Here is a 22,134-nt window from a genome sequence, read left to right on the forward strand (position 1 = left end):
TCAACCCGTCAACCTCGTCAACCCGTCAACCCTTGTTCGGGGAGTCGTGGACAGGGGAGTCGTGGACAACGGACATGAAAATCACCTAGCCATAAGAACCCAGTGCAGCCCTTCCGGTGGCAGGATCGGTCGCCGGCCGTCGGTGCCGAACTCCTCGTATGTCCATATCTCGTACGCCGCTGCGCCGTCGGCCGCCTCAGGCCACTGCTGCACCGTGGCGAGCAGGTCGACGTACGGACAGGGATCCAGCGTGTCGATCCCGACGGTGTCCTCCAGGACCACCCAGTCGAGGTCGGCGGGTTCGCGCGCCGCGCTTCCCACCCAGGCCGGCAGGACCATGCTTCCGCGCAGCATGAGGCTTCCGCTCCAGGGAGCGTCCGCGATCAGGGCGAGGACGTGGTCCAGGGCCGCGCGCTGGGCCGCCCGGCGGTCGACGGCGGCCGGTGGTGGGACGTGCCCGTCCGAGGGGTGGGGGTGCGTCACGCGGCCCTCGGCTCGCCTTCGATCCAGCCGGCGTCCACAGCCGGGTTGTCGTCGTGGACGACGAATTCCCGCTCCACTTCGACGACGGGGTGGCCGGCCTCGTGCAGGGCGCGGAGGAGGGCACCGAGGCGGCGGGCCGCCTCCGCGCGGCCGACGCCGCGGCATCGCTGGGTGACGAAGCGTTCGTGCCGACCCCCCTCCGTGGACCGGCGGGCGTTTCGGGAGACATGGGCCGCGTGCGACTCGGCCAGCGCCCGCACTGCGGCCACCTGTGTCTCCCCCGACAGGATCAGTTTGACGTGGTGCTCGAAGTAGCAGCCCTCAGGAAGAGCCCTGGCCTCCCTGTCCGTCTCCGGGACGTCGGCGTTCCAGGGCGCGCCCTCCACCTTCAACCGTGCCACACGGAACCCGTCGCCACGCAGCCGATCGGCCCACCCGCGGGCCGTCGCCAGCTGCGCGGCCAGCGTGCCTCGTCCCGAGCATGTCAGCATGGGCTGGTCCGGCGTGCGCCCCCGGTCCAGCACGATACGGGTGTACTTGAAGCCATGTCGCTGCGCCCACAGGCGTATCCGCTCCTCACCGTCCGCATCGGCGTCCGGCCGAACCGTCAGATGGATCTCGAACTCACCCGCGAACTCCCTCACCGGAGCCGCTCCCCCTCGCTGTGCATTCACGGGTCCGACCGTAGCGGTCACCACCGACAACGATGAGATCGAGATCGCGCGACAGGTCCACGCGGTCTCTCCCCGGCCCTCACCCGAATGTGCGATGCCCTGTGTCCAAGGCTCTCTTGATACTGGGCGGGATCGACGGCAGGCCCCGGACGGCCCCTCGACGCAGCCGACCAAGTGAGCCAGGGAAGAGGCCCCTCCATGGACGAACCGACCTCCGCACCCGATGCGGGGACCGCCCGGTACGCATCCGCTCCGAACCTTCGTGTGTCGGCCACGGACGGGGTGGAATACGCCTACCGCGACATCGGGGACCGTGACGGCCGCCCGTTGGTGCTGCTCCAGCACTTCCGGGGAAACCTCGACAACTGGGACCCTGCCCTCATAGACGCCCTGGCCCGGAACCGCCGTGTCGTCACGATGGACTACCAGGGCGTCGGAGGCAGCACCGGCAGGCCGGCGGACACCGTCGAACAGATGGCCCGCGAGGTCCTCGGCTTCACCGTCGCGCTGGGCATCGAATCCTTTGACCTGCTCGGGTTCAGCATCGGAAGCTTCGTCGCACAGCGCGTCGCGCTCGCACGGCCGGACGCCGTCGGCAAGGTGGTTCTGGCGTCGACCGCCCCGCAAGGCGCGCGAGGCATGCACGGATGGGCTCCGGATGTGATCGCTGCCGTGGGTGGACCGAGGACGTCGGGCGAGGAGTATCTGCGGGTGTTCTTCACCGCGTCGGAATCCAGCCGGGCGGCGGGCATGAACACACTGACCCGGATCTATTCACGTACGGAAGACCGAGACGTCGAGACGGACTGGGCGACCCGAATCGCTCAGTACGACGCGGTCGCACGGTGGGGTGTGCCGAACACCGCGTTGTTCGACGAGCTGGAGGCGCTCACCGCGCCGGTGTTCGTGGCCAACGGCGACAGCGACCCGATGATCCTGCCGAAGTACTCGTACCTCATCGCCGGCCTGCTGCCGAACGCCACCGTCAAGATCTATGAGGACGCGGCGCACGGGTTCTTGTTCCAGCACTACGAGGACTTCGCCTCCGACGTCCACGCGTTCCTCGACGCCGAATGAGCCAAGGCGGCGCCCGGCTGCCGGTCCGCCGTAGTGGTCCGAGGCGCTACGGCCTCGGCTCGTTGAGGTGTGTGAGTGGTCGGGGGGAGGACGCGCGGACGGCGGTCACTTCCCGGCTCGGCGCCCGGGGGTGGTGGTTCGGCACCATCCACGCTGTCCCTTCGTCGGTTACGCCCTGACCATGCGCGGCGTGCTGCGTGCCGGGCTCCCCGTCCGGCAGGCGCTCGGCATCGCGCCGGCCGCGGACACGGTGTCCATCGCCGTGACGGAACTGATCGACAACGCCGTCATGGCGGGTGTGCCCGGAGGCATGGACGCCGGACTCGGCGATGTCCTCTTCTGGGTCTCCCACGCCTCTCCCTCCTCCTGGCGTTCGCGCTGACCACCCCGGTCAACCGGTGGATGATCGGCCGCGGCAAGGGCCATGCCGTCGTGCACGCCTACCACTGACACGAGGGAAAGATCGCTACCAGAAAGCTCCGCAACTCGGCTTGATCTGCCACGACGTCTCGATCGCGCGCTTCGAGTAGGTCAGCCGATCCGCTTCCCCTGTTGCGCAACCGGAAGGGCCGTCGACCCCGCGCGGCCGGGAAGCGACGCAGGTCCCGGTGTGGTACTGGCGGTCGGTCGGTGGCTCCTGCCAGGCGGACCGGAGCTCTCGTTCCACGACCGGGCACGGCAGGCGCCAGGGCCATCCGCCCGGACGGCTCCTCGACATCGGCTCGGCCTGGACGGCACACACGGCGACCGTCAGCGGTACCGCGAGCCTTGCCGGGACCAGGCCGGTCCAGAAGCCGTACACATGGTTCGGCGGCCAGGCCGGTGCGGTCTCGACGAGGCCGGGCAGAGTGCTCGCGTGGCCGACGAGGCACACCGGGACGGCCTTGTCGAACGGGTTACGGAGCACGCTGAGGACATCGCGCGAGAACCCCCAGTCGGGGCGGAAGCCGGCCATGCTCCTGCCGCACTGGGTCACCAGTGCCAGCAACTGCCCGACGACGGCCAGCAGGGCGACCCGGCCCGGAACCCTGGCTGCTCCTGAAGGCGGCTGGAGATGAAGTACCCGGAGAACCCGGAGATGAGCGCCTGGAGGGACCAGACCGCTGCCGTGGTCCGTGTTCTTCCCCCGTGGGACACCGCTCCATGGTGGAAGTCCTCCGTCTTGTGGGAAGTTGGCGTCCGCGTCGACTCTGGACGCCAACGCGACGAAGACCGCGGCCCCAAGGTCGAAGCCTTCGCTTCCATGTCGCCGAGCTCCGCGTCTTGAAGCGAGCCACGACGCCCTCGCCGCCCTCGGCGCGCTCGTGCTTCGCGACGCCGACACCGGCAGTCCAGTTGCGGGACATACGAGGATAGGTAACCTGATAAAGAAATAATGCCGCATAACTATCGGAGGTATACGATGTTTCTCCGACTGCTGCGACGTCGTATGCCGCGCCGGCTTGTCCTTCTCGGCAACGGCCGTCTGATCCGGGGTTTCAGCGGCGGCCACTACGACGGTCACGGATACATGTCCTGACACTGTCCACAGAGTCGAACCGGGCCCGCCTCAAAGTCGCTGCGGCAGGCTGACCTTGGAGGGTGCGCGGTGGCAGAGGACGCCGATGCCCTGACAGCCATGACGCGGATCCTGTCACCGCACTGCCGTGTCACCAGAATGTCCGGCGGAGCTCTCATTGCGGACTGGAAGCGGACGCGTTTTCTGGGAATGGCGACGGCAGACATCCAGAAATTCGCTGACGGAGGCCCTGAGGAACGCGCCGACCTCGTCACCGCTCTCATTCGGGCCGGGTGCGCGACGGGCCGCCGAAAGGAATGTTCGGACGTCGCGGTCGGAATCTGGCTGCGGGCGGTGCAGCTGCTGATCCGGACCATGGGATTCGGGCGCGTCCTGCGACTCCTGTCCGTAGCAGCTCCGGAATACGCCCGTGCGGACCCCCCTTCCGTGCAGGACGTCGCACGGCTCAAACGAGCAGTGCAGTCACACAGCCGCAGAAGCTGGTTCGTCAACGACGACTGCAAGGCCGAGGCCGTGACGGCTTTCGTCCTGCTGCGGCGGCGTGGTCTGAAGGCCGTGCTCCACGTCGGTGTCCGCGAACACCCGTTCGCCTTGCACGCCTGGACGTCTTCGGCGGGCCTGTGCATCCCTGACGCCGATCCGCGCGGGCACGTGTTCTCGCCCGTTCTCTCGATCAACGGCGGAGGGCCCTGACGTGGAGGCGCTCCGCCTCGAGTGGGCCGGGGGCGCGCCGAAGCTCTCGGCAGCCGGGGCCATGGCGCAGCAGGGGCTCGTGACGACAGTCTCCTCACGGGCCGGCACCGCTGCGGTCGTCGGCTGGGTCGGCTCGGTCACCGGCCGCGTCGCGGGTGCTCGCGCCCTCCTCGACGATTTCAGCCGACCGGTAGCCGCCCCGCGCCTGCCGACCGGTGACTATGCGGCTGTCCTGGTGTACCGCGACCGCATCCTGCTGATACGGGACGAGCATGCGCGCATCCCCCTGTTCTTCAGGGAGTCCGGCGGCCGTGTGAGCGGGGTGGATACCTCGGCGAGCCGCCTGGGCGTCGGAGCAGGGCCAGAACGTCGCTACTTCTGCCGGTACCTGACCGGGAACATGGCGCAACCGCACACGGAACTCACCCCGTTCGCCGGCGTGCACCGGGTTCTCGGCGGCGAGGTGGTGGAGCTTTCGATCACTGGGCAGATACGCGGTCGGGCGGTGCGACACGCTCACGAGGCCCACGACCCGTCGGAACCGGCCGTCAGGGGCCTCCGTCTCAGCGACGCCGCCAAGGAGCTGCGGCTCGCGCTCGAGAACGCTGTCGGGCGCCGTATGGGCAGGACGACGGCATGTCACGTCTCCGGCGGCACCGACTCCACCAGCGTCGCGTTGCTCGCAGCGCGGCTGCAGACGGCGGGACTGGGGCAGCCCGGGGACCTCGTCCTGATCGCCGGGCGCTTCGGAAGAGGGGAACTGGCCGGAGAGCAGCCCTACCTCGACGAGGCGATGGAGGAGATCCGCCGTCACGCACCTGCGGCCCGCTCGGTGATCGTCGACGCCGACGACGTGGCCGACTTCGACAGCTTCCAGGACCACGCGGGAGACACGGACGAGCCTCATGCGCACGCCTTCCGCGCCCCGTTCTGGAGCAGGCTTCATGCCGCTGCGGCGGAACTGGGCTGTGACACTCTCATGACCGGCTGCGGAGCGGACCCGATCGCGGACGCCAACCCGTTTCACCTGCACAGGCTGGCCCGAACAGGACAGCTCCGGCAGATGACGAAGCAGGCACGTACCTGGGCCGCGGGCAGTGAGCGGGGTTTGTGGGACGTCGTCTCCGCTCATGTCGTGCAGCCGACTCTTCCGCTGGCAGCCGAACGGATCGCGGCGCTGGTCCACCGCCGCGGAACGGTGCTCGGCGGCCTCGGCAACTTCGCCCGTCCCCGATGGCTGCGATCCGGATTCGCCCGGGCTCACGGCTACCGGGATGCCAGCCTTGCGGAGAGCCGCTTCGTGTTCGGGCGCAGGCCGGAACGCTCCCTCTACGACGCGGCAAATTACATCGCCGCTCCCGACCCGCTGTCCTGGCGCCGCGCAGGGCAGGACGGGTTCTTCCTCTCGCACCCCTTCCTCGACCCGGAGGTCGTCGCCACGATGCGGCGCCTTCCCATCGAGGCCACGTTCCTTCCGGGCCGCCCCAAGGCCGTTCTGCGCGAGGCCATGGCAGATCTGCTCCCGCCCGGGATCCGTGCCCGGTCGGTCAAGATCCCCTTCAACGAGCTCTACGCCCGGGGTCTACGGGCACACGGTGACGAACTCATCGACCTCTGCCGCTCCGCGAGGCACCCGTTGATTTCGGAGATGTTCGACGTCGGCACGCTGTGCCGGGCGGTGAGGGAGGCGCAGCTCGGAATGGGGGACCCGTACTCATGGGATCGTTTGAACAGCTCTCTCGCCCTCGTGGCGTGGCTGGAGCGAGGGGACCAGCGGTCTCGCACGACCGGGGCGGCCCTGCCGGTCATCACTGGGTCTTCTTGATGTCCCACAGCGTCCGCTCGATCGGGCCCGTTTCGGCGTCGACAAGTCCGTACCGGGTCGCCGAGTCCGACGGGGCTTCCTTGTCTTCCTCGCCCTTTCGCGCAATAACTGCCGCCACGCTTGAGCCATGCGCACCGAAACTCCAATAGACGTTCACGTAGCGGGGGTCCCTCGTGTGATCGTCGATCGCATTGTTTTCGTGCACCCTGCCGCGGTAGACGACGGCGTCAAGGTTCTGGCTCTTCACCCATGGGGGCACATGGCCGGCGCCCCAGGAGTACCCTTCGAATCGAAGTTCGGGCGCCAGTCCGAGTCGGTCCTTGCGTGCGAAGTGAGCCGAGGCGTAGAACGCCACCCGGTCGTAGGGCGTGTTGACGGGCATTTGCACAACCACGCGGGTGGTGTAGGAGTCGTTTTCCTCGATCCACTCTCCGTAGGGCATCATGGGTTGCGCGGCCACCAACTCGCCGGGCTGGTGAACCTCCCTGCGGGAGAGCGGGTTTTTCTCCTGGGAATTGTTCCACTGTTCGGCATCGATTCGCCATTGCTGGCGGAGCCGGTCCCTAGCGCTCAACGTCACCCGTTCCCCCATGGCGTGGATTTCGGTGCCGAGCACATAGAAACCCACATCACTGTGGTTCTCGAGACTGATGTCGACCGGCACGGCGAATGCCTTACGGTCCTGGCTCAGCACAGGCGTCCCCATGGTCAACTTGATGAGAGGCTTGGCCGTGCGCCGGGACGGCTCATAGAGGCTCTGGTAGCCGAAATTGGCCCCCGCGATAGCCGAGGAGATGATCAGTGCCGCGGCCAGCCGCTTCGGAGCGGGGATCACGACCGATGTCCGGCACACCACGAAGACAGCCCATGCCGAGCCTGCCGTGAGCATGCCTAACGCTGCCGGCCAGAACAGGGATTCTCCCTTACATGTCTCGACCAGGAGCACGGCGCTGGTCAGGAACGCCGCGCTCGCGCCGATCAGAGCGACCAGTCCGGAGTAGGCGAAGCTGCTCCAGAACCAGTGGTCCACGACCGCGGCAGCGCCGAGCAACGTGGTGAGCGAGACCACGACGAGGACGGCACCGGTGACGCGCCCCGGGAAGGTCAGGGCCTCCTCGAGGTCCTCGATGCCGAACCAACCCAGCACCAGCGCCGTCAGGAGGAAGACCAGCAGGATCACTACCACGGCCACCGGTGACCGTCTGGGTCTCGTCCTCGGTACCCGTCGCACCCGTGGGTGCGAGCCGGTGCCCGACCTGGGCGGAGGCTTCACGTGTCTCCTTCGACCGTCACTGGGGCACGGCACGGGCGAAGCGCCGCGCCACGGCCCCCGGCCGCCGCGCCGAGGGCTCGAGCACCATCGTTCGTGGTGATCCGTCGGATCACCATCTGGATGCCTCCGGACGGCCTACACGAGCGAGCTCCCTGGCCGGCTCAACCCGTCGGTACGCCGACGGCCTGCCACGCCTTGACCACCGCCTCACTCTCCTGCGGCCCGTAGGCGCCGGCGGCGTCCGCCGTCAGTTGCGCGAAGGACTCGAAGTCGGCGTCGCCGGCGAGCGCGCCACCGGTGAGCACGTCGTACCAGATACGGCCGGCCCGCTCCCAGGCGTGGCCGCCGAGCTGCGTCGCGACCAGGTAGAAGGCGTGGTTGGGGATGCCCGAGTTGATGTGCACGCCGCCGTTGTCGGCGAAGGTCTGCACATAGTCGTTCATGTGGGAAGGCTGCGGATCCTTGCCGAGCTCATCGTCGTCGTACGCGGTGCCCGGTGCCTTCATCGAGCGCAGAGCGACGCCCCGAACACCGGGGCGCAGCAGCTCCTCTCCGATCAGCCAGTTCGCTTCCTCGGTTGTCTCGCCCTTGGCGTACTGCTCGACCAAGGAGCCGAATACGTCGGACAGGTGCTCGTTCAGGGCTCCGGACTGGCCCACGTATTCCAGGTTGGCGGTGTATTGGGTGACGCCGTGGGTGAGCTCGTGGCCGATGACGTCGGGGGCCTGGGTGAAATCGCCGAAGATGCGCCCGTCACCGTCGCCGAACACCATCTGCTCGCCGTCCCAGAAGGCGTTGTCGTAGTCGCGGCGGAAGTGAACGCTGGCATCCAGAGGAAGGCCGGCCCCGTCGATGGACGAGCGGGACAGGGTCTGCAGATAGAAATCGAAGGTGGCTCCCAGGCCGTCGTAGGCGTGATTGACCGAGGTGTCCGGGGCATCGGCCTCGCCCTCTCCGCGGATGCGCCTGCCGGGCAACTCCTGCCGGTGCTCGACGTCGCAGACGGTGCGGTGGGGGTGGTCGGGCGCACGCATCGGCGGGGCGGCGGTCGGGCCGATCTCGGTCGTCAGCCTCCGCTGGACACGTTGTGCCGCGTCGAGCGCAAGGGTGCGACGGGCAGTCTCACGCACGGCCGGGTTCTCGGCTCGGGCCAGCCGGTTGAGCAGATGCGGTGGCACGATCGTGCATGGCGTCGTGGCCACGGACCTGAGCGAGAAGCCGCGGATGTCGTCGGTCATGGCATGTGCTCCGATCGGTGGCGGGTAGCGGTAGCGCACCTCATCCGCCTGACGCTCGCGTTTTCCGGGGACGGCGGCACGCGTGCCGATCATGGACTTGAATTGGTTGACGAGCGTCACGGTCAGCTGATCCCAGACCCGTATGTCCGCCTTGAGGCAGCCCCCGGAAAGCGGGCTGTCGGCCCGTCAGATGCCGTACGAGCGGCACGCTCCTTCGAGGAACTGGGTACTTAAACTCAAATGGAGTTGAGTTCTCCCCATAGCTGAGGGGACGAATCCGGTTCACCGCGCGATCCACGCGCGCACGTGCTATGGCATCAGTTTCCGCCCGTCGCCGTGGGCCCGCAACTGCGCGTTCCGCGGGCGCGCCTCATGCTCGACCCGCACCGCAGATCGTTCTCCTCTACGGCATCTGCCGGACTCCTCGTCCGGCGGTCCAGGGCCTGTCGTCAAACGCGTGTCGCCGCCCGGAGGGCGGCCCTGCGTCGTCAGGTGCGTGCTCTCGGCGGGCGGGGCTCGGACCCTCGTAGTGGACGTACTCGGGTCCGAGCCCAGCCCGCCGAAGGCGTGATCAATACACCGAGCGGCAGCCGCGGCCGCTTCGCCGCGCTCGGCCCGTGGCCGGCGGACCGGCCGCGGTGCGTCGTCCGGGGTCGATCTGGCCGGCGAAGGCCTGGAGCGCGGCCGAGCTGTTCGGCGGCAGGACCGCCATCAGTCCCTGGTCCTGCGCCTCGGCCAGTGTCTCTGCCGCCTCGCTGCCCTCAGGGACGTGCACCAGGCGGACGTGTCCGTCTCCGGAACCCCGCCGGTCCACCGGGGCGACGGCGCCGTGGGTGCCGTCGGGAAGGGTCACCCACAGTTGGAAGTCGTCGTACCGGACGAAGTCCGCGCCCTTGACGGGCCAGGGGTAGTGGTGCTCACCGGGCACCTTGGGCAGGAGGCCCTGGTGGTTGCCGTGGCTCATGGGCACGCACGCGTTGAACAGGGAATCGGTCCACGCCTCCACGGCGTCCGCGTTCTTGATCGGGGTGCGCAGTAGTTCCCCGGCCTTCTCGTAGCCCAGCTCGGCGAGGGCAGGCAGGGTCAGCGGGAAGGCGCCGACGAGTTCGGCTGCCTCCCGCCTGAGCCGGTCGACCTTCGCCGGCTCCGCACAGAACTGCATGCTCCACTCGATTCCCACCCGGGCGCGGTACATCCGCCAGCCGCCCTCTCCTTTGACCCAGAGGCTGCCTCCGTGGTGCATCTCCCAGTGCTCGGAGCCGGCGGGCCGGGGCCCGTACGGCAGCTCCGCGTCGCTCATCTCGTCGAGTATCTTCCGCGCCGTCTTCTTCGCGGCACGGAAGGACGCCGACTCGAAGCGCTTGGGGTGCTCGACCAGACGTATCTTCCAAGGATGGCTCTCGGATTCGATCCCGCCGGGCTTGAGCGTGTCGGGAATCCGGGACGATGCCAGGGAACCGACGCTCGCCATGACCGACCTCCAGGTGCCGACCGCGGTCCGCGTCCGGCCCACGGTGCCGAATGCCCCTGTCTTCATGGTGCGCCCGGGGTGGGAGGTCAGCGAGCCCACGCCGCCGGGGCCTGCGATGGACAGGGCTCATCGGCAGGGCGACGACCGGTGTGCCGCGGTCTGGCAACGCCTGCGCCGAATAATCTGGCGCAGTCCTCCACGGATCACTTCGCGGCTCGAAGGACCTTCCACGTCTTCGGCCCGACACGACCGTCCGGCGTCACGTGACCACGGCGTTGGGCCTTCTCGACCGCTTTCTGTGTTCCCGCTCCGAAGCTCCCGTCCACGGCCCCCGGCGAGATTCCCATGTGGAGCAACAGACACTGCACCTCGCGGACATCGTCGTTGCTCCCGCCGGCAATGTCCGTCTCATCAGTCATGGTCGTGCTGAATCCGGCATACAGCCGGTGGTCCTTGACGGAGTAGTGGCAGGTGTCCGGGGAACCGTCCTGACCCGGCTGAGGGGTCGATCCGGAATGCGATCCGTCGGCCCACTGAGGAATGTAGTTGCCCCCGAGGCCGACCAGCAGCCCCACGGCGACGGCGCCGGCGAACTTCTGAGGGCTCCACCAACCGGCGAAGGTCCTCAGCCACTGCCACCGGAACCTCAAGCGATGAAGTAAGCCTGGAGAACCGGGCTCTGGTTCAGGGGTAGCCGGAGGATCTTGTCGTCTCGCATCCGCTTCATCGTCAGGACGTCCAGCCTCCGCCATGTCATCGGTTGTGCCCTCCCCCACAGCAGCCTGAACACCCGTCACCGGGACTGCGCAAACGATTTACAACGGGATCGCAAACGAACACGCCCCTGGCTTCGGTGTCGGCGGGGGGTGCCGACGAGCAGTGCCTCGAAGCGGACCGTCCGCTCCCCCGGCCGCCCGCGGTGCCAAGCCGGTCGCCCTGCGTCCCCGGGCCGGTAACAAGGCAGGCAATCACGGTTCGATCTCTGTACCCGCCAGGGGGCTGACGCCGGAGTCCTGGTGCGCGGTAACCTGCGCGCTCGGCCCGATCATCGTACTGTCCAGGGACTGTCATGCCTGATCCTTCCACGCCGCCGGACGACCGGCCGGCGTCGCCCGTGACCCCTCGTGTGACGGACGAGTCACGAGCCGGGTCCATGAGGCGGCGTCAGGTGCTGTGGTCCGTGCTGCCCCCGGGCGTGGTCGCCGTGGCCGGTGCGGTGGCCACCGCACTGGCCGGTGACGGCCGCCTGGACCGGGCGGACCAGAGCGCGGTGTTCGGCGGCTTGGTCCTCATCGGCACCGTGGCGGCCGGGATCGCGGGTATACGGGCATCGGCGGAGGCACGAGCGGTCACCAAGCACTGGGCGGAGCTGTCCCGTGCGGCCGACCGGAACCGTGCCGAGCTGGCCGAGCTGATCCGTACCGCAGCCGAGGGCAGGGCCGAACTGGAGTCGCTGCGACGTCGGTTGCGGGCCGGGGAGTCGCCTGTGCGGCGCCGACCGGAACTGCCGCCGCAGACCGGCCCGGACGAACTCTCCCGACTCGGATTCGAGATCGCTGCGGCCCGGCACGAGGCCGAGGCGGCGCTGCTGGAGACCGCCGCCGGGGCGGTCGGCGCGGAACACACCTCGCGGCTGGAGCAGTTCGAGGTGTTCGCCAATCTGGCGCGTCGGCTCGAGTCCCTGGTGCACCGCGAGATCGGTCTGCTGGACAGCCTGGAGAACGAGGTCGAGGACCCCGACCTGCTCAAGGGGCTGTTCCGGGTGGACCATCTGTCGACCCGTATCCGCCGCTACGCCGAGAACCTGGCCGTGCTCGGCGGCGCGAACACCCACCGCCAGTGGACCCGTCCCGTCGGCCTGACCGACGTGCTACGTTCCGCCGTCGCCGAGATCGACCAGTACGCCCGGGTCAAGCTGGTCCCGCCCGTCGACGGCACGGTCAGTGGCCACGCCGTGGTCGACGTCGTCCATCTGCTGGCCGAGCTGCTGGAGAACGCGACGGTGTTCTCGCCGCCCCAGACCACCGTGCATGTGCGGGTGGAGCCGGTCGCCGCGGGGGTGGCGATCGAGGTCGAAGACCGGGGCCTGGGCATGTCCCCGGCCGAGCGCAACCAGATGAACACCGTTCTGAGCGCACCCGACAAGGTCGCCCTCGGCGAGCTGCTGCAGGACGGCCGGATCGGTCTGTACGTGGTCTCCGTGCTGGCCCAGCGGCATGACATCGCCGTGCGGTTGCAGAGCAACGTCTACGGCGGCACTCAGGCCGTGATGGTGGTGCCCACGGCACTGCTCGGCCCGCAGCCGGCAGCTCCCGCGCCCGAGCACCACGCTGTCGCGGCCCCTGACGCGATGCCACAAGAACCGGTGGAGCCCGAGGCGGCCGCGCCCGGGGCGACAGTGACGAGCGTCGCTGCGGATCCGGGCGTGCTCGATTCCGAACCCGAGCCCGCCCCGATGCCCTCCGACAGCGAGGGCGACCGTCCGCGGCTGCCTCAGCGCCATCGCCGGGACCACGCCGCCGAACAGCCGCACCCGGTCCGCAGCGCCGGTTCTTCCGAGGACATCGCACACGACCCGGGCCTGATGGCCGCGTTCCAGACCGGACTACGCAGGGCCGAGGAAGCGGAGACACCCTGACAGCCGAGGGCCGCCCCGAAGGGTCGGGGCCCCGTCCAGCACACCGTTTCCTTCCGTCGAAGAGGAGTACACGATCGTGGCGAGCGAAGACCTTTCCTGGCTCTTGACAGGTCTGGTGAACCGGGTGCCGCACACCCGGAGCGCCTTGTTGCTGTCCTCGGACGGACTGGTGAAGGCAGCGGAGGGGCTCGACAAGGACGCCGCCGACCAGTTGGCCGCGCTCGCCAGTGGGCTGTACTCATTGGCACGCAGCGCGGGCCGGCGCTTCGACGACGGCGGTGACGTGCGGCAGATAGTGACGGAGCTCAGCACCTCGCTGCTGTTCGTCTCGTCCGCCGGGCACGGCGCGGTGCTGGCGGTGCTGGCCGGACGTGAGGCGGACGCGGCGGTGCTGGGCTACGAGATGGGCATGATGGTGAAGAGCGTGCGCCCGCACCTCGCCACACCGCCCCGGCACCCGGTGGGGTAACCGATGACGCCGGTCCTCCCGGACGGACCGCTGGTCGACGAAGCGGTCGGGCGGCTGGTCCGTCCTTACACCGTGAGCGACGGCCGGACCAGGGCCACGTCCCACTTCACGCTGGTGACGATGGTGCGGGCCACGGGCGTCCAGACACAGGGCGCCTTCGGCCTGGAGCATGCGCAGGTGCTGGCGCTGTGCGCGCAGCCGGTGAGCGTCGCCGAGGTCGCCGCCCGGATGCACGTGCCCGCCGCCGTGGTCAAGGTGCTGCTGTCCGATCTGGCGGAGGGAGGCGCGGTCGTCGCAGGTGACGCGCCCCCGCCGTCCCCGGGCCACTACGCACGACCCGATCAAGACCTCCTGGAAGCGGTACGTGATGGCCTCCTCAAACGACTGTGACCCGCTGCCCGCCGAAGTCCTGCCGGTGGGAATCAAGGTGCTCGTCGCCGGCGGGTTCGGCGTGGGAAAGACGACCTTCGTCAACGCGCTCAGCGAGATCGAGCCGCTGAGCACCGAGGAGATGCTGACCGCGGTCAGCGCGGCCACGGACCGACTGGACGGAGTGGAGAACAAGGCCACCACCACGGTGGCCCTGGACTTCGGCCGGATCACGCTCGGTCCGTCCCATGTCCTTTACCTGTTCGGCACGCCCGGGCAGGAGCGCTTCTGGTTCATGTGGGACGAACTCTCCGAGGGAGCGCTCGGGGCGGTGGTCCTCGCCGACACCCGCAGGCTGGAGCACTCCTTCGCGGCGGTGGACTTCTTCGAGCGGCGCGGCATCCCCTTCGTCGTCGCCGTCAACGAGTTCGACGGCGCCCACCGCTACCACGCGGAGGAGGTGCGGAGCGCGCTCGACCTCAGGCAGGAGGTGCCGGTGGTGCTGTGCGACGCGCGCGTCCAGAACTCGGGCATCCGCGTGCTGCTCGAACTGATCCAGCACCTGATCACGACAAGGAGTTCCCATGGCAGCGACACCGACCAACCCCTCATCCGGGCCTGAGGCCGGGATCGCCCTGCGCCATCTGCTCCTCCCCCCGGAGGACCCACAGGGACGTACCCGATCCGAGCGGCTGCGCGAGCTGGGCATCGATGCCCGCCCGGATGCGGAACTGGACGCCTTCGCACGGGAGCTGGCACACCGCACCGGCGGCTGCTACGCCGGGGTCAACTTCTTCCTCGACGCCGACCGCCAGTACTACGCGGGGTTGTACAGCGCCGCGCAGGACACCACGGTGCACGTGGGACCGCCGTTGCTGGAGGATCCGGTGCCCGGCCGCGTCATGCCCCGCGACATCGACATGGGCATCTGCCCGCACGTGGTCAAGCGCCGCCGGGCGCTGGTGCTGGAGGACATCCGGGACTTCCCGCGGTTCGCCGGTAACCCGGTGGTCGACGCGATCGGCGTCCACTCCTACCTGGGCGCACCGCTGATAGACAGCACCGGCGTGGTGCTCGGCACGATCTGCGTGGTCGACCAGGACCCGCAACCGTGGGGGCGCAAGGGGCTGGAGACCATCAAGGCCATGGCTGCGGAACTGGTCGAGCGGCTGGAGGAGTCGGCGCGCCGCCGCAACTGACCGGCGCGTCCTGATCCGCGCGGACGAGGTTTTCGGCAAGGGCCCCACCAGTTGCGCGGCCCGGCGGCCCTGAGCGGGCGCCGGGCCGGTCGCCGCCGGGATCAGGCCTCGTCCGGAGCGATGCGGTCGTCAGTCACCGGAGGTGAACGCCGCATCGAAGGACTGGGCCGACGGCTCGATCGCTGCGAGTGCGCGGATGAACTGCAGGGCGTCCGGGGCACCGGCCAGGCGGTCCATGCCGGCGTCCTCCCACTCCACCGAGATCGGCCCGTCGTACCCGATCGAGTTGAGCATCCGGAAGCACGCCTCCCAGGGGACGTCCCCGTGCCCGGTGGAGACGAAGTCCCAGCCTCGGCGCGGGTCCCCCCACGGCAGATGGGAGCCTAGGCGGCCGTTGCGCCCGTTGAACCGCTTGACCGACTCCTTGCAGTCCACGTGATAGATGCGGTCCCTGAAGTCCCACAGGAAGCCGACCGGGTCCAGGTCCTGCCAGACGAAGTGCGACGGGTCGAAGTTGAGCCCGAACGCCTCCCGGTGGCCGATCGCCTCCAGGGTGCGCACCGTCGTCCAGTAGTCGTAGGCGATCTCCGAGGGGTGGACCTCGTGGGCGAAGCGCACGCCGACCTCGTCGAAGACGTCGAGGATGGGGTTCCACCGCTCGGCGAAGTCCGCGTAGCCGCGCTCGATCATCTCCGGCGGAACCGGCGGGAACATCGCCACGGTGTGCCAGATCGAGGACCCGGTGAAGCCGACGACGGTGTCCACCCCGAAAGCGGCGGCGGCCCGCGCGGTGTCCTTGATCTCCTGTGCGGCGCGCTGCCGGACGCCCTCCGGCTCGCCGTCGCCCCAGATGCGGGCGGGCAGGATGCCGCGGTGGCGCTCGTCGATGGGGTGGTCGCAGACGGCCTGGCCCGTCAGGTGACAGGAGAGCGTCCAGCACCGCAGGTGGTACTTCTCCAGCAGGGCGCGGCGGCGCGGGATGTAGTCGTCGTCGGCCAGGGCCTTGTCGACCTCGAAGTGGTCGCCCCAGCAGGCGATCTCCAACCCGTCGTACCCCCACTTCGCCGCCAGCCGGCACACCTCCTCGAACGGCATGTCGGCCCACTGGCCGGTGAACAGGGTGATCGGGCGTGGCATCTCGGTTCCTCCGGTCGGTTCGTCGCTGGGCGGTGCTGAGGGGTCAGGGGTCGTGCGGGTCAGGAGGCCGGGGAAGCGCCCGGTGTGATGCCGGCCAGGCGCAGCAGCAGGTCCTTGACCTCGGTGGCGTCGTAGTGGTCGCGCGCCTCGCCGGGCCGGGAGCACAGCAGCACGGGGCCGTCGTCGGGGTGGTCGGGCAGGCGGCCGTGGCTGCCGCGCACCGGGGAGGGGTCGAGGGGGACGACGCTCATGCGGTAGCGCATGCCGAGCTTCTTGCGGGCGAGCGCCGCGGCGGCGCGCAGTTTGACCTTGGGGTCCTTGGGGTCCATGAACAGCTCGGCCGGGTCGTAGCCCGGCTTGCGGTGGATCTCGACCAGACGGGCGAAGTCCGGGGCGCGGTCGTCGTCGAGCCAGTAGTAGTAGGTGAACCACGAGTCGGGCTCGGCGACGGCGACGAGGTCGCCGGCCCGCGGGTGGTCGATGCCGTACGCCTTCTTGCCCGCCTCGGTGAGCACGTCGGCCACGCCGTCGGTGCCGGCCAGCAGTTCGCGGACGCGCTCGGTGTCGGCCGGGTCGGCGACGTAGACGTGGGCGACCTGGTGGTCGGCGACGGCGAAGGCGGACGACGTCCACGGGTCGAGGTATTCCATGCCGTCCTGGGTGTGGACGTGCAGCAGCCCGGCCCGGCGCAGCACCCGGTTGATGTCCACCGCCCTGGAGACGTTGGTGATGCCGTACTCGGACAGGGCGACCACGGTGACCGAGCGTGCGGCCGCGGCGTCGAGCAGCGGGGCGAGGACCCGGTCGACGTCGGCCGCCGCCGCGGCGGCGCGGGGATCGTCGGGCCCGTAGCGCTGCAGGTCGTAGTCGAGGTGGGGGACGTAGACGAGGGTGAGGTCGGGGACCTGGGTGGCGAGGATGTGCCGGGCGGCTCCGACGATCCACCGGGAGGAGGTCAGGGAGGCGGTCGGCCCCCAGTAGGTGAACAGGGGGAAGGTGCCCAGCCTGGCGGTGAGTTCGTCGTGCAGCTGCGGCGGATAGGTGTAGCAGTCGGGTTCCTTGCGGCCGTCGGAGTAATAGATCGGCCGTGGGGTGACGGTGAGGTCGACGTCGGCGCCCATGGCGTACCACCAGCAGATGTTGGCCACCCGGTAGCCGGGGTGGGAGCGCCGCGCCGCCTCCCACAGCTTCTCCCCGCCCACCAGCGCGTTGTGCTGCCGCCACAGGAGCACTTCGCCGAGCTCGCGGAAGTACCAGCCGTTGCCGACGATGCCGTGGCCGGTGGCGGGCTGCCCGGTGAGCAGGCTGGACTGCACCGTGCAGGTGACGGCGGGGAAGGCGGTGTCGAGGCGTGAGGTGAAGCCCGCCTCGCCGAGGGCCCGCAGCCGGGGCATGTGGGCGAGCAGCCGGGGGGTGAGGCCCACGACGTCGAGGACGAGCAGAGGCTCAGGGCTCACGGGGTGACCTCCTTCAGGCCGAGAGAGATCAGGTGGTCGCGGGTGAAGGCGAGTTCGGCGGCGATGCCGTCGGCGAGGGCGCCTGGGCCCTGCGGCCGGACGGCCTCGGGGAGCACCCCCCAGGTGTAGGTCTCGGCCTCCACGTGTGCGGTGTGGGCGGTGTCCCCGCCGAGCAGGGCGGCGAGGGTCGCCTCCAGCTCGGGACGGGTCGTGGTCAACGGCGGCTCCGGATCGGCGTGCAGCGGCACGTGGAAGTGCACGCGCCAGGGATCGCGGCCGGGCAGCCCGCCGGCGAGAGCGGCGTCCAGGTCGTCCACGGCCCGGGGCGGGGCGCCTCGTTCCCGCACCTGGTGCAGGAAGCGCGGCTCGGCGAAGCGGGCCAGTGCCGCCCGGGTCGCCGGATCGGACGGGTCGGCGGCCTGCAGGGCGCAGGACGCCTGGGTCTTGACCACCGTCAGTCCGGCCGTGTCCAGGCGGGCGAGTGCGGCGGCCGGCGCCTCGAAGCCGACCGCCAGATGGCAGGCGTCCAGGCAGACGCCGATGCGGTCGGTGTCCACGCGGGCGAGGTGACGAGCCGCCTCGGCGGTGGTCTCGACGACGCAGCCGGGCTCGGGTTCCAGGCCGACCTTGATCGTCCGGCCTGTTTCTCCGGCGAGGGCGGCCAGACCGCCGGCCAGCGCCTCGAGCGTTCGGGCGGCCTCGTCCGCCTGCCCGGCCGTCCACGGGGTCCGCCAGCCCAGGGGCACGGTCGAGACACTGCCGTGCGCGGCGTCGTCGGGCAGCAGTGCCGCGAGCACGCGGGCGAGGTCGAGGGTGTAGTGCAGCCGGTCCGGCGTGGTCCAGTCCGGCCGGTAGACGGCGTGCTTGACGACGGGGTCGTGGAAGCCGCGGTAGGGGAAGCCGTTGAGGGTGACGACCTCCAGGCCCCGGGCGGTCAGCTCCCGGCGGAGCCTGCCGACGGCGCCGTCGTCCGCGGCGAGGGCCGCCGCGGCGTCGCGGGCCAGCCACAGGCCCAGGCCGAGGACGGGCGCGTCCAGCCGCTCGCGTACCGGCTGTGCGTGTCGGGCCAGTTGGGCCAGCACCCCGTCGAAGTCCTCGGCGGGGTGGACGTTGGTGCAGTACGCGAGGTGGACCACCGTGCCGTCGGGGTGGAGCAGACGCACGGCTACCCCTCCGTCCGGACGCCGCGCAGCACGGAGTTGCCCTCGTAGGTGGCGTCGGCGCCGGGCGCCTCCGAGTCGTCGAGCTCCAGTTTGCCGCTCTGGCCGTAGAAGGCGACGGGGTTGCGCCACAGGACGGTGTCGACGTCGTCGGCGGTGAAACCCGCGGCGAGCATGGCGTCCCCCGTCCTCCGGGTCTTCAGGGGGTCGCTCCTGCCCCAGTCCGCGGCCGAGTTGACGAGGATCCGCTCGGTGCCGAACTCGCGCAGCACGGCGACCATGCGGCGCTCGTCCATCTTGGTGTCGGGGTAGATGGAGAACCCCGTCCAGCAGCCCGAGTCGATGACCTGACGTATCGTCACTTCGTTGAGGTGGTCGACGACGACGCGCTCGGGGGCGATTCCCGACTCCTTCACCACGGCGAGGGCGCGCTCCACGCCCGCTGCCTTGTCGCGGTGCGGGGTGTGGACCAGCGCCGGCAGGTCGTGGGTGACGGCGAGCTGCAGCTGGGCGGCGAACGCCTCGTCCTCCTCGGGCGTCATCGAGTCGTAGCCGATCTCACCGACGGCGACCACGCCGTCCTTGGGCAGGTAGCGCGGCAGGAGCTGGAGCACCTCCGCACAGCGCGGGTCGTTGGCCTCCTTGGGGTTCAGGGCGACGGTGCAGTGGTGGCGGATGCCGAACCGGGCGGCGCGGAACGGCTCCCAGCCGATGAGGGAGTCGAAGTAGTCCAGGAAGCTGCCCACGGAGGTGCGCGGCTGGCCGAGCCAGAACGCGGGCTCCACCAGGGCGCGTACGCCGGCCGCGTGCATCGCCTCGTAGTCGTCGGTGGTACGCGAGGTCATATGGATGTGCGGGTCGAAGATACGCATCACGCCTCCCGGGGGCTGGGACGGTCGGTGGTCGCGGTGGTGACGTCCTGGAGGTCCCGGTGGCCGGGCACCGCCACGTCCGGGAAGAGCGCGAGGACCGGCCCGACGTCGTCGGGCACATCGCGTCCCGCGGCGGTCCGCTCGTGGGCGAACGCGGCCATCATGCGCGCCATTTCCGGGTCCGCCCGGCCGGGCAGGCCCGGCAGCGCGGCCAGCGGGATCCCGGTGAAGACGCACTTCAGCACGCCCTGGCGGTAGGTGTCGGCGTCCAGGTGGTCGGTCGCGTAGTCGCCGAGTGCCGCCGCGATCAGCCGGGTGTCGTTGGTGCGCAGGGCGTCGCGCACCAGGGGGAGCCCGCCGTCGCCGACGGGCAGCAGCGGCAGGGCGCGCAGCACGGCGCGCCGTTCGGCCGCGTCACCGGTGCGGTAGAGCTCCCCGATCTCCTCCAGCAACGGGGTGCCGGTCAGGGGCATCGCGGCGAGCAGCAGGGAGCGGGCGGCGTCGTCCACCGTCCAGCCGTGCGGGTCGGCGGGGTCCAGCGGATCTCGTCCGCATCGGCGTCCGACCAGTGGGAACAGACCGCGGACGACTCCGGGGTCGGTGGCGACCGAGGCGCACGCGCCGGCGAGCCACTTCGTGCCCTGCTCGGTCATCCGGTCGGTCAGTGCGGTTCTGAGGTGGTCGGGTGTCATGCCATCTCCTCCTCACGACGGACCGCGGGGTCGCACGAGCGCAGGAAGTCCAGGGAGCGGCGGGCCACGCCCGGGGCGTCGTGGCTGTGCCGGGGCAGTTCGACGGCGACCAGCCCGCGGTAGCCGACCTCGTCGAGGGCGCTGAGCACGGGCGGGAAGTCGATCTCGCCGCTGCCGAACTCCAGGTGCTCGTGGGTGCCCCGGCGCATGTCGTCGATCTGCACGTTCACCAGCCGTCTCCCGGCCCTGCGCACGCACTCGGGCACCGGGCGAGGTTCCAGGCAGCGGCAGTGGCCGATGTCGAGGGTCAGGCCGAACGGCGCCGGGTCGCCGAGCGCCGCGGCCAGCCTGGTGTACTCGTCGAGGCTCTCCACGAGCATCCCCGGTTCGGGTTCGAAGCCCAGCAGGACGCCCGCCTTCTCCGCCGCCTCGACGACTTCCGCGCATCCGGCGACCAGTCGGTCCCAGGCCGTCCGCGGGTCGAGCTGCACGGGCCTGACGCCCGCCCAGAAGGAGACGGCCTGCGCGCCGAGGTCGGCGCCGACGGCCACCGCCCGGTGCAGGAAGTCCACCCTGCGTTCCCGTCCTTCGGTCGCGAGCAGGGTCGGTTCGTGCTTGTGCCAGGGGTCGAGCAGGTAACGGGCTCCGGTCTCGATCACGACGCCGAGCCCGAGACGGTCCAGTTGCCGCGCGAGGGCCGCCGTCCGCGCGGCCAGTCCGGGCGCGAAGGGGTCGAGGTGGTGGTGGTCGAGGGTGAGCGCCACGCCGTCGTAGCCCAGGTCGGCGATGACGGTGAGCGCGTCCTGGAGCCGGTGGTTGGAGAAGCCGTTGGTGCCGAACCCGTAGCGCAGCGCGGGCTCGGCGGTCGTGGTGTCGCGGTCGCGTGGTTCGGTCATGTCGGGGACACCCGCCTGGACAGGGCTCGGGCCATCGGAAAGGCCGCGGCGAGCGGAAGGGCGGAGCGCACCGCGCCCGCGCCCGCGGTGAGCGCGGCCTGGAGCGGGATCAGGCCGAGGATCCCCGCGCCGACGGCCTTGCGGACCGTGCCCGGGGAAGGGTCGGTGACGGCGTGCGCCTGGGCGCGGCCGGCCGTCGCGCCGTACGCGAGGAGCCCGGCCGCGACGCCCAGTCGGTGCCGGCGGTCCGTGCCCCGGCGGGCGGAGCCGGTGCGGAGCGCCGTCGCGGCCGCGACGGCTGCGGTGGCGGCGAGTGTCGTCCGGGGCAGCCACGGCTGCGCGCCCGTGACCTCGGCGCGGCTGAGCGCGGTGACGGCGAGGGTGTGCCCGGCAACGGTCGCGGCCGCCGGGAGGGCGGACCGCGTCCGGTCCGCCCGGGCGCCGAGCAGGACGTCGAGTCCCCGGGTGGCCGCCATCACCGCGGGGCCCGCGGGACGGGACTTGGCCCACAGGTCGTACCCCCAGACGGTCGCCGCGAGGGGCACGGCGACCGTCATCGCGCGGCGGCCTTCGGCGGCCGCGGCCAGCCCGAGGGAGAGCGCGGTCAGGGCCACGGCGGTGCCCAGGGCCACGGGTGCGGCCACCCGGCCCGAGGGGATCGGCCGTTCGGGGCGTTCGACTGCGTCGAGGTCGCGGTCGGCCCAGTCGTTGAGTGCCATCCCGGCCCAGTACAAGCAGACCGAGGAGGCGGCCAGAGCGGCCGTGGACAGGTCGGGGCGGCGGCCGACGGCGGCCGCGCCCGCCAGGACGTCCCCCGGCACGGTGAACGCGGCCGGGGCCCGCACCAGTTCGGCCAGGTCCCGCAGACGCCGGCTCGGCGGCGTTGCGGCCCCGGCGGGCGCCGAGGCCACGGATCCGGGGTGCGGGGCCCCGGCCGGGCCGTCGCCCACTCCCACGTCCCCGCCTCCCCCCGGGACGAGGCCCGGGGCGGG

22 protein-coding genes and 1 pseudogene are annotated in these 22,134 nt (G+C 70.6%); 9 read left to right on the forward strand and 14 right to left on the reverse strand.

The genetic code is table 11. The annotated features are described in order from the left end of the window. Positions 1–81: 81 nt before the first annotated feature. Positions 82–483: a hypothetical protein gene (locus ACFY2Z_RS36260; protein ID WP_390748250.1), complete on the reverse strand. Its 402-nt coding sequence runs from the start codon at positions 481–483 to the stop codon at positions 82–84. Further along, the gene (locus ACFY2Z_RS36265; protein WP_390748251.1) at positions 480–1,157 is read right to left on the reverse strand and encodes a hypothetical protein; all 678 of its coding nucleotides are present in this window, start codon (positions 1,155–1,157) and stop codon (positions 480–482) included. Before ACFY2Z_RS36265 ends, ACFY2Z_RS36260 begins: the two co-directional genes overlap by 4 nt. A gap of 198 nt (positions 1,158–1,355) precedes the next feature. Here ACFY2Z_RS36265 and ACFY2Z_RS36270 point away from each other — a divergent pair, with 198 nt between their 5' ends. Then, complete coding sequence (locus tag ACFY2Z_RS36270; RefSeq protein WP_390748252.1) at positions 1,356–2,234, forward strand: alpha/beta fold hydrolase; 879 nt, start codon at positions 1,356–1,358, stop codon at positions 2,232–2,234. Between the two features lie 166 nt (positions 2,235–2,400). Continuing rightward, positions 2,401–2,684, forward strand: a pseudogene (locus ACFY2Z_RS36275) (DUF4396 domain-containing protein); the annotation flags it as partial. 16 nt (positions 2,685–2,700) lie between these two features. On the opposite strand, the gene ACFY2Z_RS36280 reads toward ACFY2Z_RS36275, so the two are convergent. Next, positions 2,701–3,189: a hypothetical protein gene (locus ACFY2Z_RS36280; protein ID WP_390748253.1), complete on the reverse strand. Its 489-nt coding sequence runs from the start codon at positions 3,187–3,189 to the stop codon at positions 2,701–2,703. 633 nt (positions 3,190–3,822) lie between these two features. Here ACFY2Z_RS36280 and ACFY2Z_RS36285 point away from each other — a divergent pair. Then, complete coding sequence (locus ACFY2Z_RS36285; RefSeq protein WP_390748254.1) at positions 3,823–4,446, forward strand: lasso peptide biosynthesis B2 protein; 624 nt, start codon at positions 3,823–3,825, stop codon at positions 4,444–4,446. A gap of 1 nt (position 4,447) precedes the next feature. Continuing rightward, a complete protein-coding gene (locus tag ACFY2Z_RS36290; protein ID WP_390748255.1) occupies positions 4,448–6,271 on the forward strand; it encodes an asparagine synthase-related protein in 1,824 nt (607 codons plus the stop codon). On the opposite strand, the gene ACFY2Z_RS36295 is transcribed toward ACFY2Z_RS36290, so the two are convergent. The 4 genes from ACFY2Z_RS36295 to ACFY2Z_RS36310 form a co-directional block, all read right to left on the reverse strand. Continuing rightward, positions 6,255–7,463 (reverse strand): hypothetical protein, encoded by a 1,209-nt coding sequence (locus ACFY2Z_RS36295; RefSeq protein ID WP_390748256.1) that lies wholly within the window; start codon positions 7,461–7,463, stop codon positions 6,255–6,257. The genes ACFY2Z_RS36290 and ACFY2Z_RS36295 overlap by 17 nt on opposite strands. A 242-nt stretch (positions 7,464–7,705) precedes the next feature. Then, positions 7,706–8,782: a M4 family metallopeptidase gene (locus ACFY2Z_RS36300; RefSeq protein ID WP_390748257.1), complete on the reverse strand. Its 1,077-nt coding sequence runs from the start codon at positions 8,780–8,782 to the stop codon at positions 7,706–7,708. Positions 8,783–9,353: 571 nt separating this feature from the next. Next, positions 9,354–10,253 carry a DUF6424 family protein gene (locus tag ACFY2Z_RS36305; RefSeq protein ID WP_390748258.1) on the reverse strand — a complete coding sequence of 300 codons (900 nt, stop codon included), beginning with the start codon at positions 10,251–10,253 and terminating at the stop codon, positions 9,354–9,356. 203 nt (positions 10,254–10,456) lie between these two features. Then, positions 10,457–10,828 (reverse strand): peptidoglycan-binding protein, encoded by a 372-nt coding sequence (locus tag ACFY2Z_RS36310; RefSeq protein WP_390748259.1) that lies wholly within the window; start codon positions 10,826–10,828, stop codon positions 10,457–10,459. 578 nt (positions 10,829–11,406) lie between these two features. On the opposite strand from ACFY2Z_RS36310, the gene ACFY2Z_RS36315 reads away from it, so the two are divergent. The 5 genes from ACFY2Z_RS36315 to ACFY2Z_RS36335 all read left to right on the forward strand — a co-directional run bounded on the left by ACFY2Z_RS36315 (position 11,407) and on the right by ACFY2Z_RS36335 (position 14,928). Beyond that, positions 11,407–12,891: an ATP-binding protein gene (locus ACFY2Z_RS36315; RefSeq protein ID WP_390748260.1), complete on the forward strand. Its 1,485-nt coding sequence runs from the start codon at positions 11,407–11,409 to the stop codon at positions 12,889–12,891. A gap of 76 nt (positions 12,892–12,967) precedes the next feature. Further along, the gene (locus ACFY2Z_RS36320) at positions 12,968–13,360 is read left to right on the forward strand and encodes a roadblock/LC7 domain-containing protein (protein ID WP_390748261.1); all 393 of its coding nucleotides are present in this window, start codon (positions 12,968–12,970) and stop codon (positions 13,358–13,360) included. 3 nt (positions 13,361–13,363) lie between these two features. Beyond that, positions 13,364–13,750, forward strand: a complete 387-nt coding sequence (locus tag ACFY2Z_RS36325) for a DUF742 domain-containing protein (RefSeq protein WP_390748262.1) — start codon at positions 13,364–13,366, stop codon at positions 13,748–13,750. Beyond that, positions 13,728–14,351, forward strand: coding sequence for an ATP/GTP-binding protein (locus ACFY2Z_RS36330; RefSeq protein ID WP_355919334.1), 624 nt, complete (start codon positions 13,728–13,730; stop codon positions 14,349–14,351). The genes ACFY2Z_RS36325 and ACFY2Z_RS36330 overlap by 23 nt, the downstream gene beginning before the upstream one ends. Continuing rightward, positions 14,314–14,928 (forward strand): GAF domain-containing protein, encoded by a 615-nt coding sequence (locus tag ACFY2Z_RS36335; RefSeq protein ID WP_390748263.1) that lies wholly within the window; start codon positions 14,314–14,316, stop codon positions 14,926–14,928. The genes ACFY2Z_RS36330 and ACFY2Z_RS36335 overlap by 38 nt, the downstream gene beginning before the upstream one ends. 129 nt (positions 14,929–15,057) lie before the next feature. Here the strand turns inward: ACFY2Z_RS36335 and ACFY2Z_RS36340 are convergent, their stop codons facing one another. From ACFY2Z_RS36340 to ACFY2Z_RS36370, 7 genes are read right to left on the reverse strand one after another with little or no spacing between them, the layout of a single operon-like run. Next, positions 15,058–16,065 carry a sugar phosphate isomerase/epimerase family protein gene (locus ACFY2Z_RS36340; RefSeq protein ID WP_390748264.1) on the reverse strand — a complete coding sequence of 336 codons (1,008 nt, stop codon included), beginning with the start codon at positions 16,063–16,065 and terminating at the stop codon, positions 15,058–15,060. A 59-nt stretch (positions 16,066–16,124) separates the two neighbouring features. Beyond that, a complete protein-coding gene (locus ACFY2Z_RS36345) occupies positions 16,125–17,459 on the reverse strand; it encodes an alkaline phosphatase family protein (protein WP_390748293.1) in 1,335 nt (444 codons plus the stop codon). 59 nt (positions 17,460–17,518) lie between these two features. Next, on the reverse strand, positions 17,519–18,685 hold the full coding sequence (gene eboE, locus ACFY2Z_RS36350; protein ID WP_390748265.1) for a metabolite traffic protein EboE: 1,167 nt from the start codon (positions 18,683–18,685) through the stop codon (positions 17,519–17,521). A gap of 2 nt (positions 18,686–18,687) precedes the next feature. Beyond that, positions 18,688–19,554, reverse strand: a complete 867-nt coding sequence (locus tag ACFY2Z_RS36355; RefSeq protein WP_390748266.1) for a TatD family hydrolase — start codon at positions 19,552–19,554, stop codon at positions 18,688–18,690. Beyond that, entirely contained in the window at positions 19,554–20,246 is a 693-nt protein-coding gene (locus ACFY2Z_RS36360; RefSeq protein WP_390748267.1) for an EboA domain-containing protein, read from the reverse strand. The genes ACFY2Z_RS36355 and ACFY2Z_RS36360 overlap by 1 nt, the downstream gene beginning before the upstream one ends. Then, positions 20,243–21,142, reverse strand: a complete 900-nt coding sequence (locus ACFY2Z_RS36365) for a sugar phosphate isomerase/epimerase family protein (RefSeq protein WP_390748268.1) — start codon at positions 21,140–21,142, stop codon at positions 20,243–20,245. The genes ACFY2Z_RS36360 and ACFY2Z_RS36365 overlap by 4 nt, the downstream gene beginning before the upstream one ends. After that, positions 21,139–22,098, reverse strand: coding sequence for an SCO3242 family prenyltransferase (locus ACFY2Z_RS36370; protein ID WP_390748269.1), 960 nt, complete (start codon positions 22,096–22,098; stop codon positions 21,139–21,141). Before ACFY2Z_RS36370 ends, ACFY2Z_RS36365 begins: the two co-directional genes overlap by 4 nt. Positions 22,099–22,134: the final 36 nt, after the last annotated feature.

Source organism: Streptomyces sp. NPDC001222 (assembly GCF_042896945.1).
Classification (GTDB): Bacteria; Actinomycetota; Actinomycetes; order Streptomycetales; family Streptomycetaceae; genus Streptomyces; species Streptomyces gibsoniae.

Excerpts from the sequence above, each read along its gene's own strand:
- ACFY2Z_RS36270 (WP_390748252.1), top strand. The coding sequence starts at position 1,356 with ATGGACGAACCGACCTCCGCACCCGATGCGGGGACCGCCCGGTACGCA.
- ACFY2Z_RS36280 (WP_390748253.1), bottom strand. The coding sequence starts at position 3,189 with ATGGCCGGCTTCCGCCCCGACTGGGGGTTCTCGCGCGATGTCCTCAGC.
- ACFY2Z_RS36300 (WP_390748257.1), bottom strand. The coding sequence starts at position 8,782 with ATGACCGACGACATCCGCGGCTTCTCGCTCAGGTCCGTGGCCACGACG.
- ACFY2Z_RS36305 (WP_390748258.1), bottom strand. The coding sequence starts at position 10,253 with ATGGCGAGCGTCGGTTCCCTGGCATCGTCCCGGATTCCCGACACGCTC.
- ACFY2Z_RS36315 (WP_390748260.1), top strand. The coding sequence starts at position 11,407 with ATGAGGCGGCGTCAGGTGCTGTGGTCCGTGCTGCCCCCGGGCGTGGTC.
- ACFY2Z_RS36325 (WP_390748262.1), top strand. The coding sequence starts at position 13,364 with ATGACGCCGGTCCTCCCGGACGGACCGCTGGTCGACGAAGCGGTCGGG.
- ACFY2Z_RS36330 (WP_355919334.1), top strand. The coding sequence starts at position 13,728 with ATGGCCTCCTCAAACGACTGTGACCCGCTGCCCGCCGAAGTCCTGCCG.
- ACFY2Z_RS36335 (WP_390748263.1), top strand. The coding sequence starts at position 14,314 with ATGGCAGCGACACCGACCAACCCCTCATCCGGGCCTGAGGCCGGGATC.
- ACFY2Z_RS36340 (WP_390748264.1), bottom strand. The coding sequence starts at position 16,065 with ATGCCACGCCCGATCACCCTGTTCACCGGCCAGTGGGCCGACATGCCG.
- ACFY2Z_RS36345 (WP_390748293.1), bottom strand. The coding sequence starts at position 17,459 with ATGCCCCGGCTGCGGGCCCTCGGCGAGGCGGGCTTCACCTCACGCCTC.
- ACFY2Z_RS36355 (WP_390748266.1), bottom strand. The coding sequence starts at position 19,554 with ATGCGTATCTTCGACCCGCACATCCATATGACCTCGCGTACCACCGAC.
- ACFY2Z_RS36360 (WP_390748267.1), bottom strand. The coding sequence starts at position 20,246 with ATGACACCCGACCACCTCAGAACCGCACTGACCGACCGGATGACCGAG.
- ACFY2Z_RS36365 (WP_390748268.1), bottom strand. The coding sequence starts at position 21,142 with ATGACCGAACCACGCGACCGCGACACCACGACCGCCGAGCCCGCGCTG.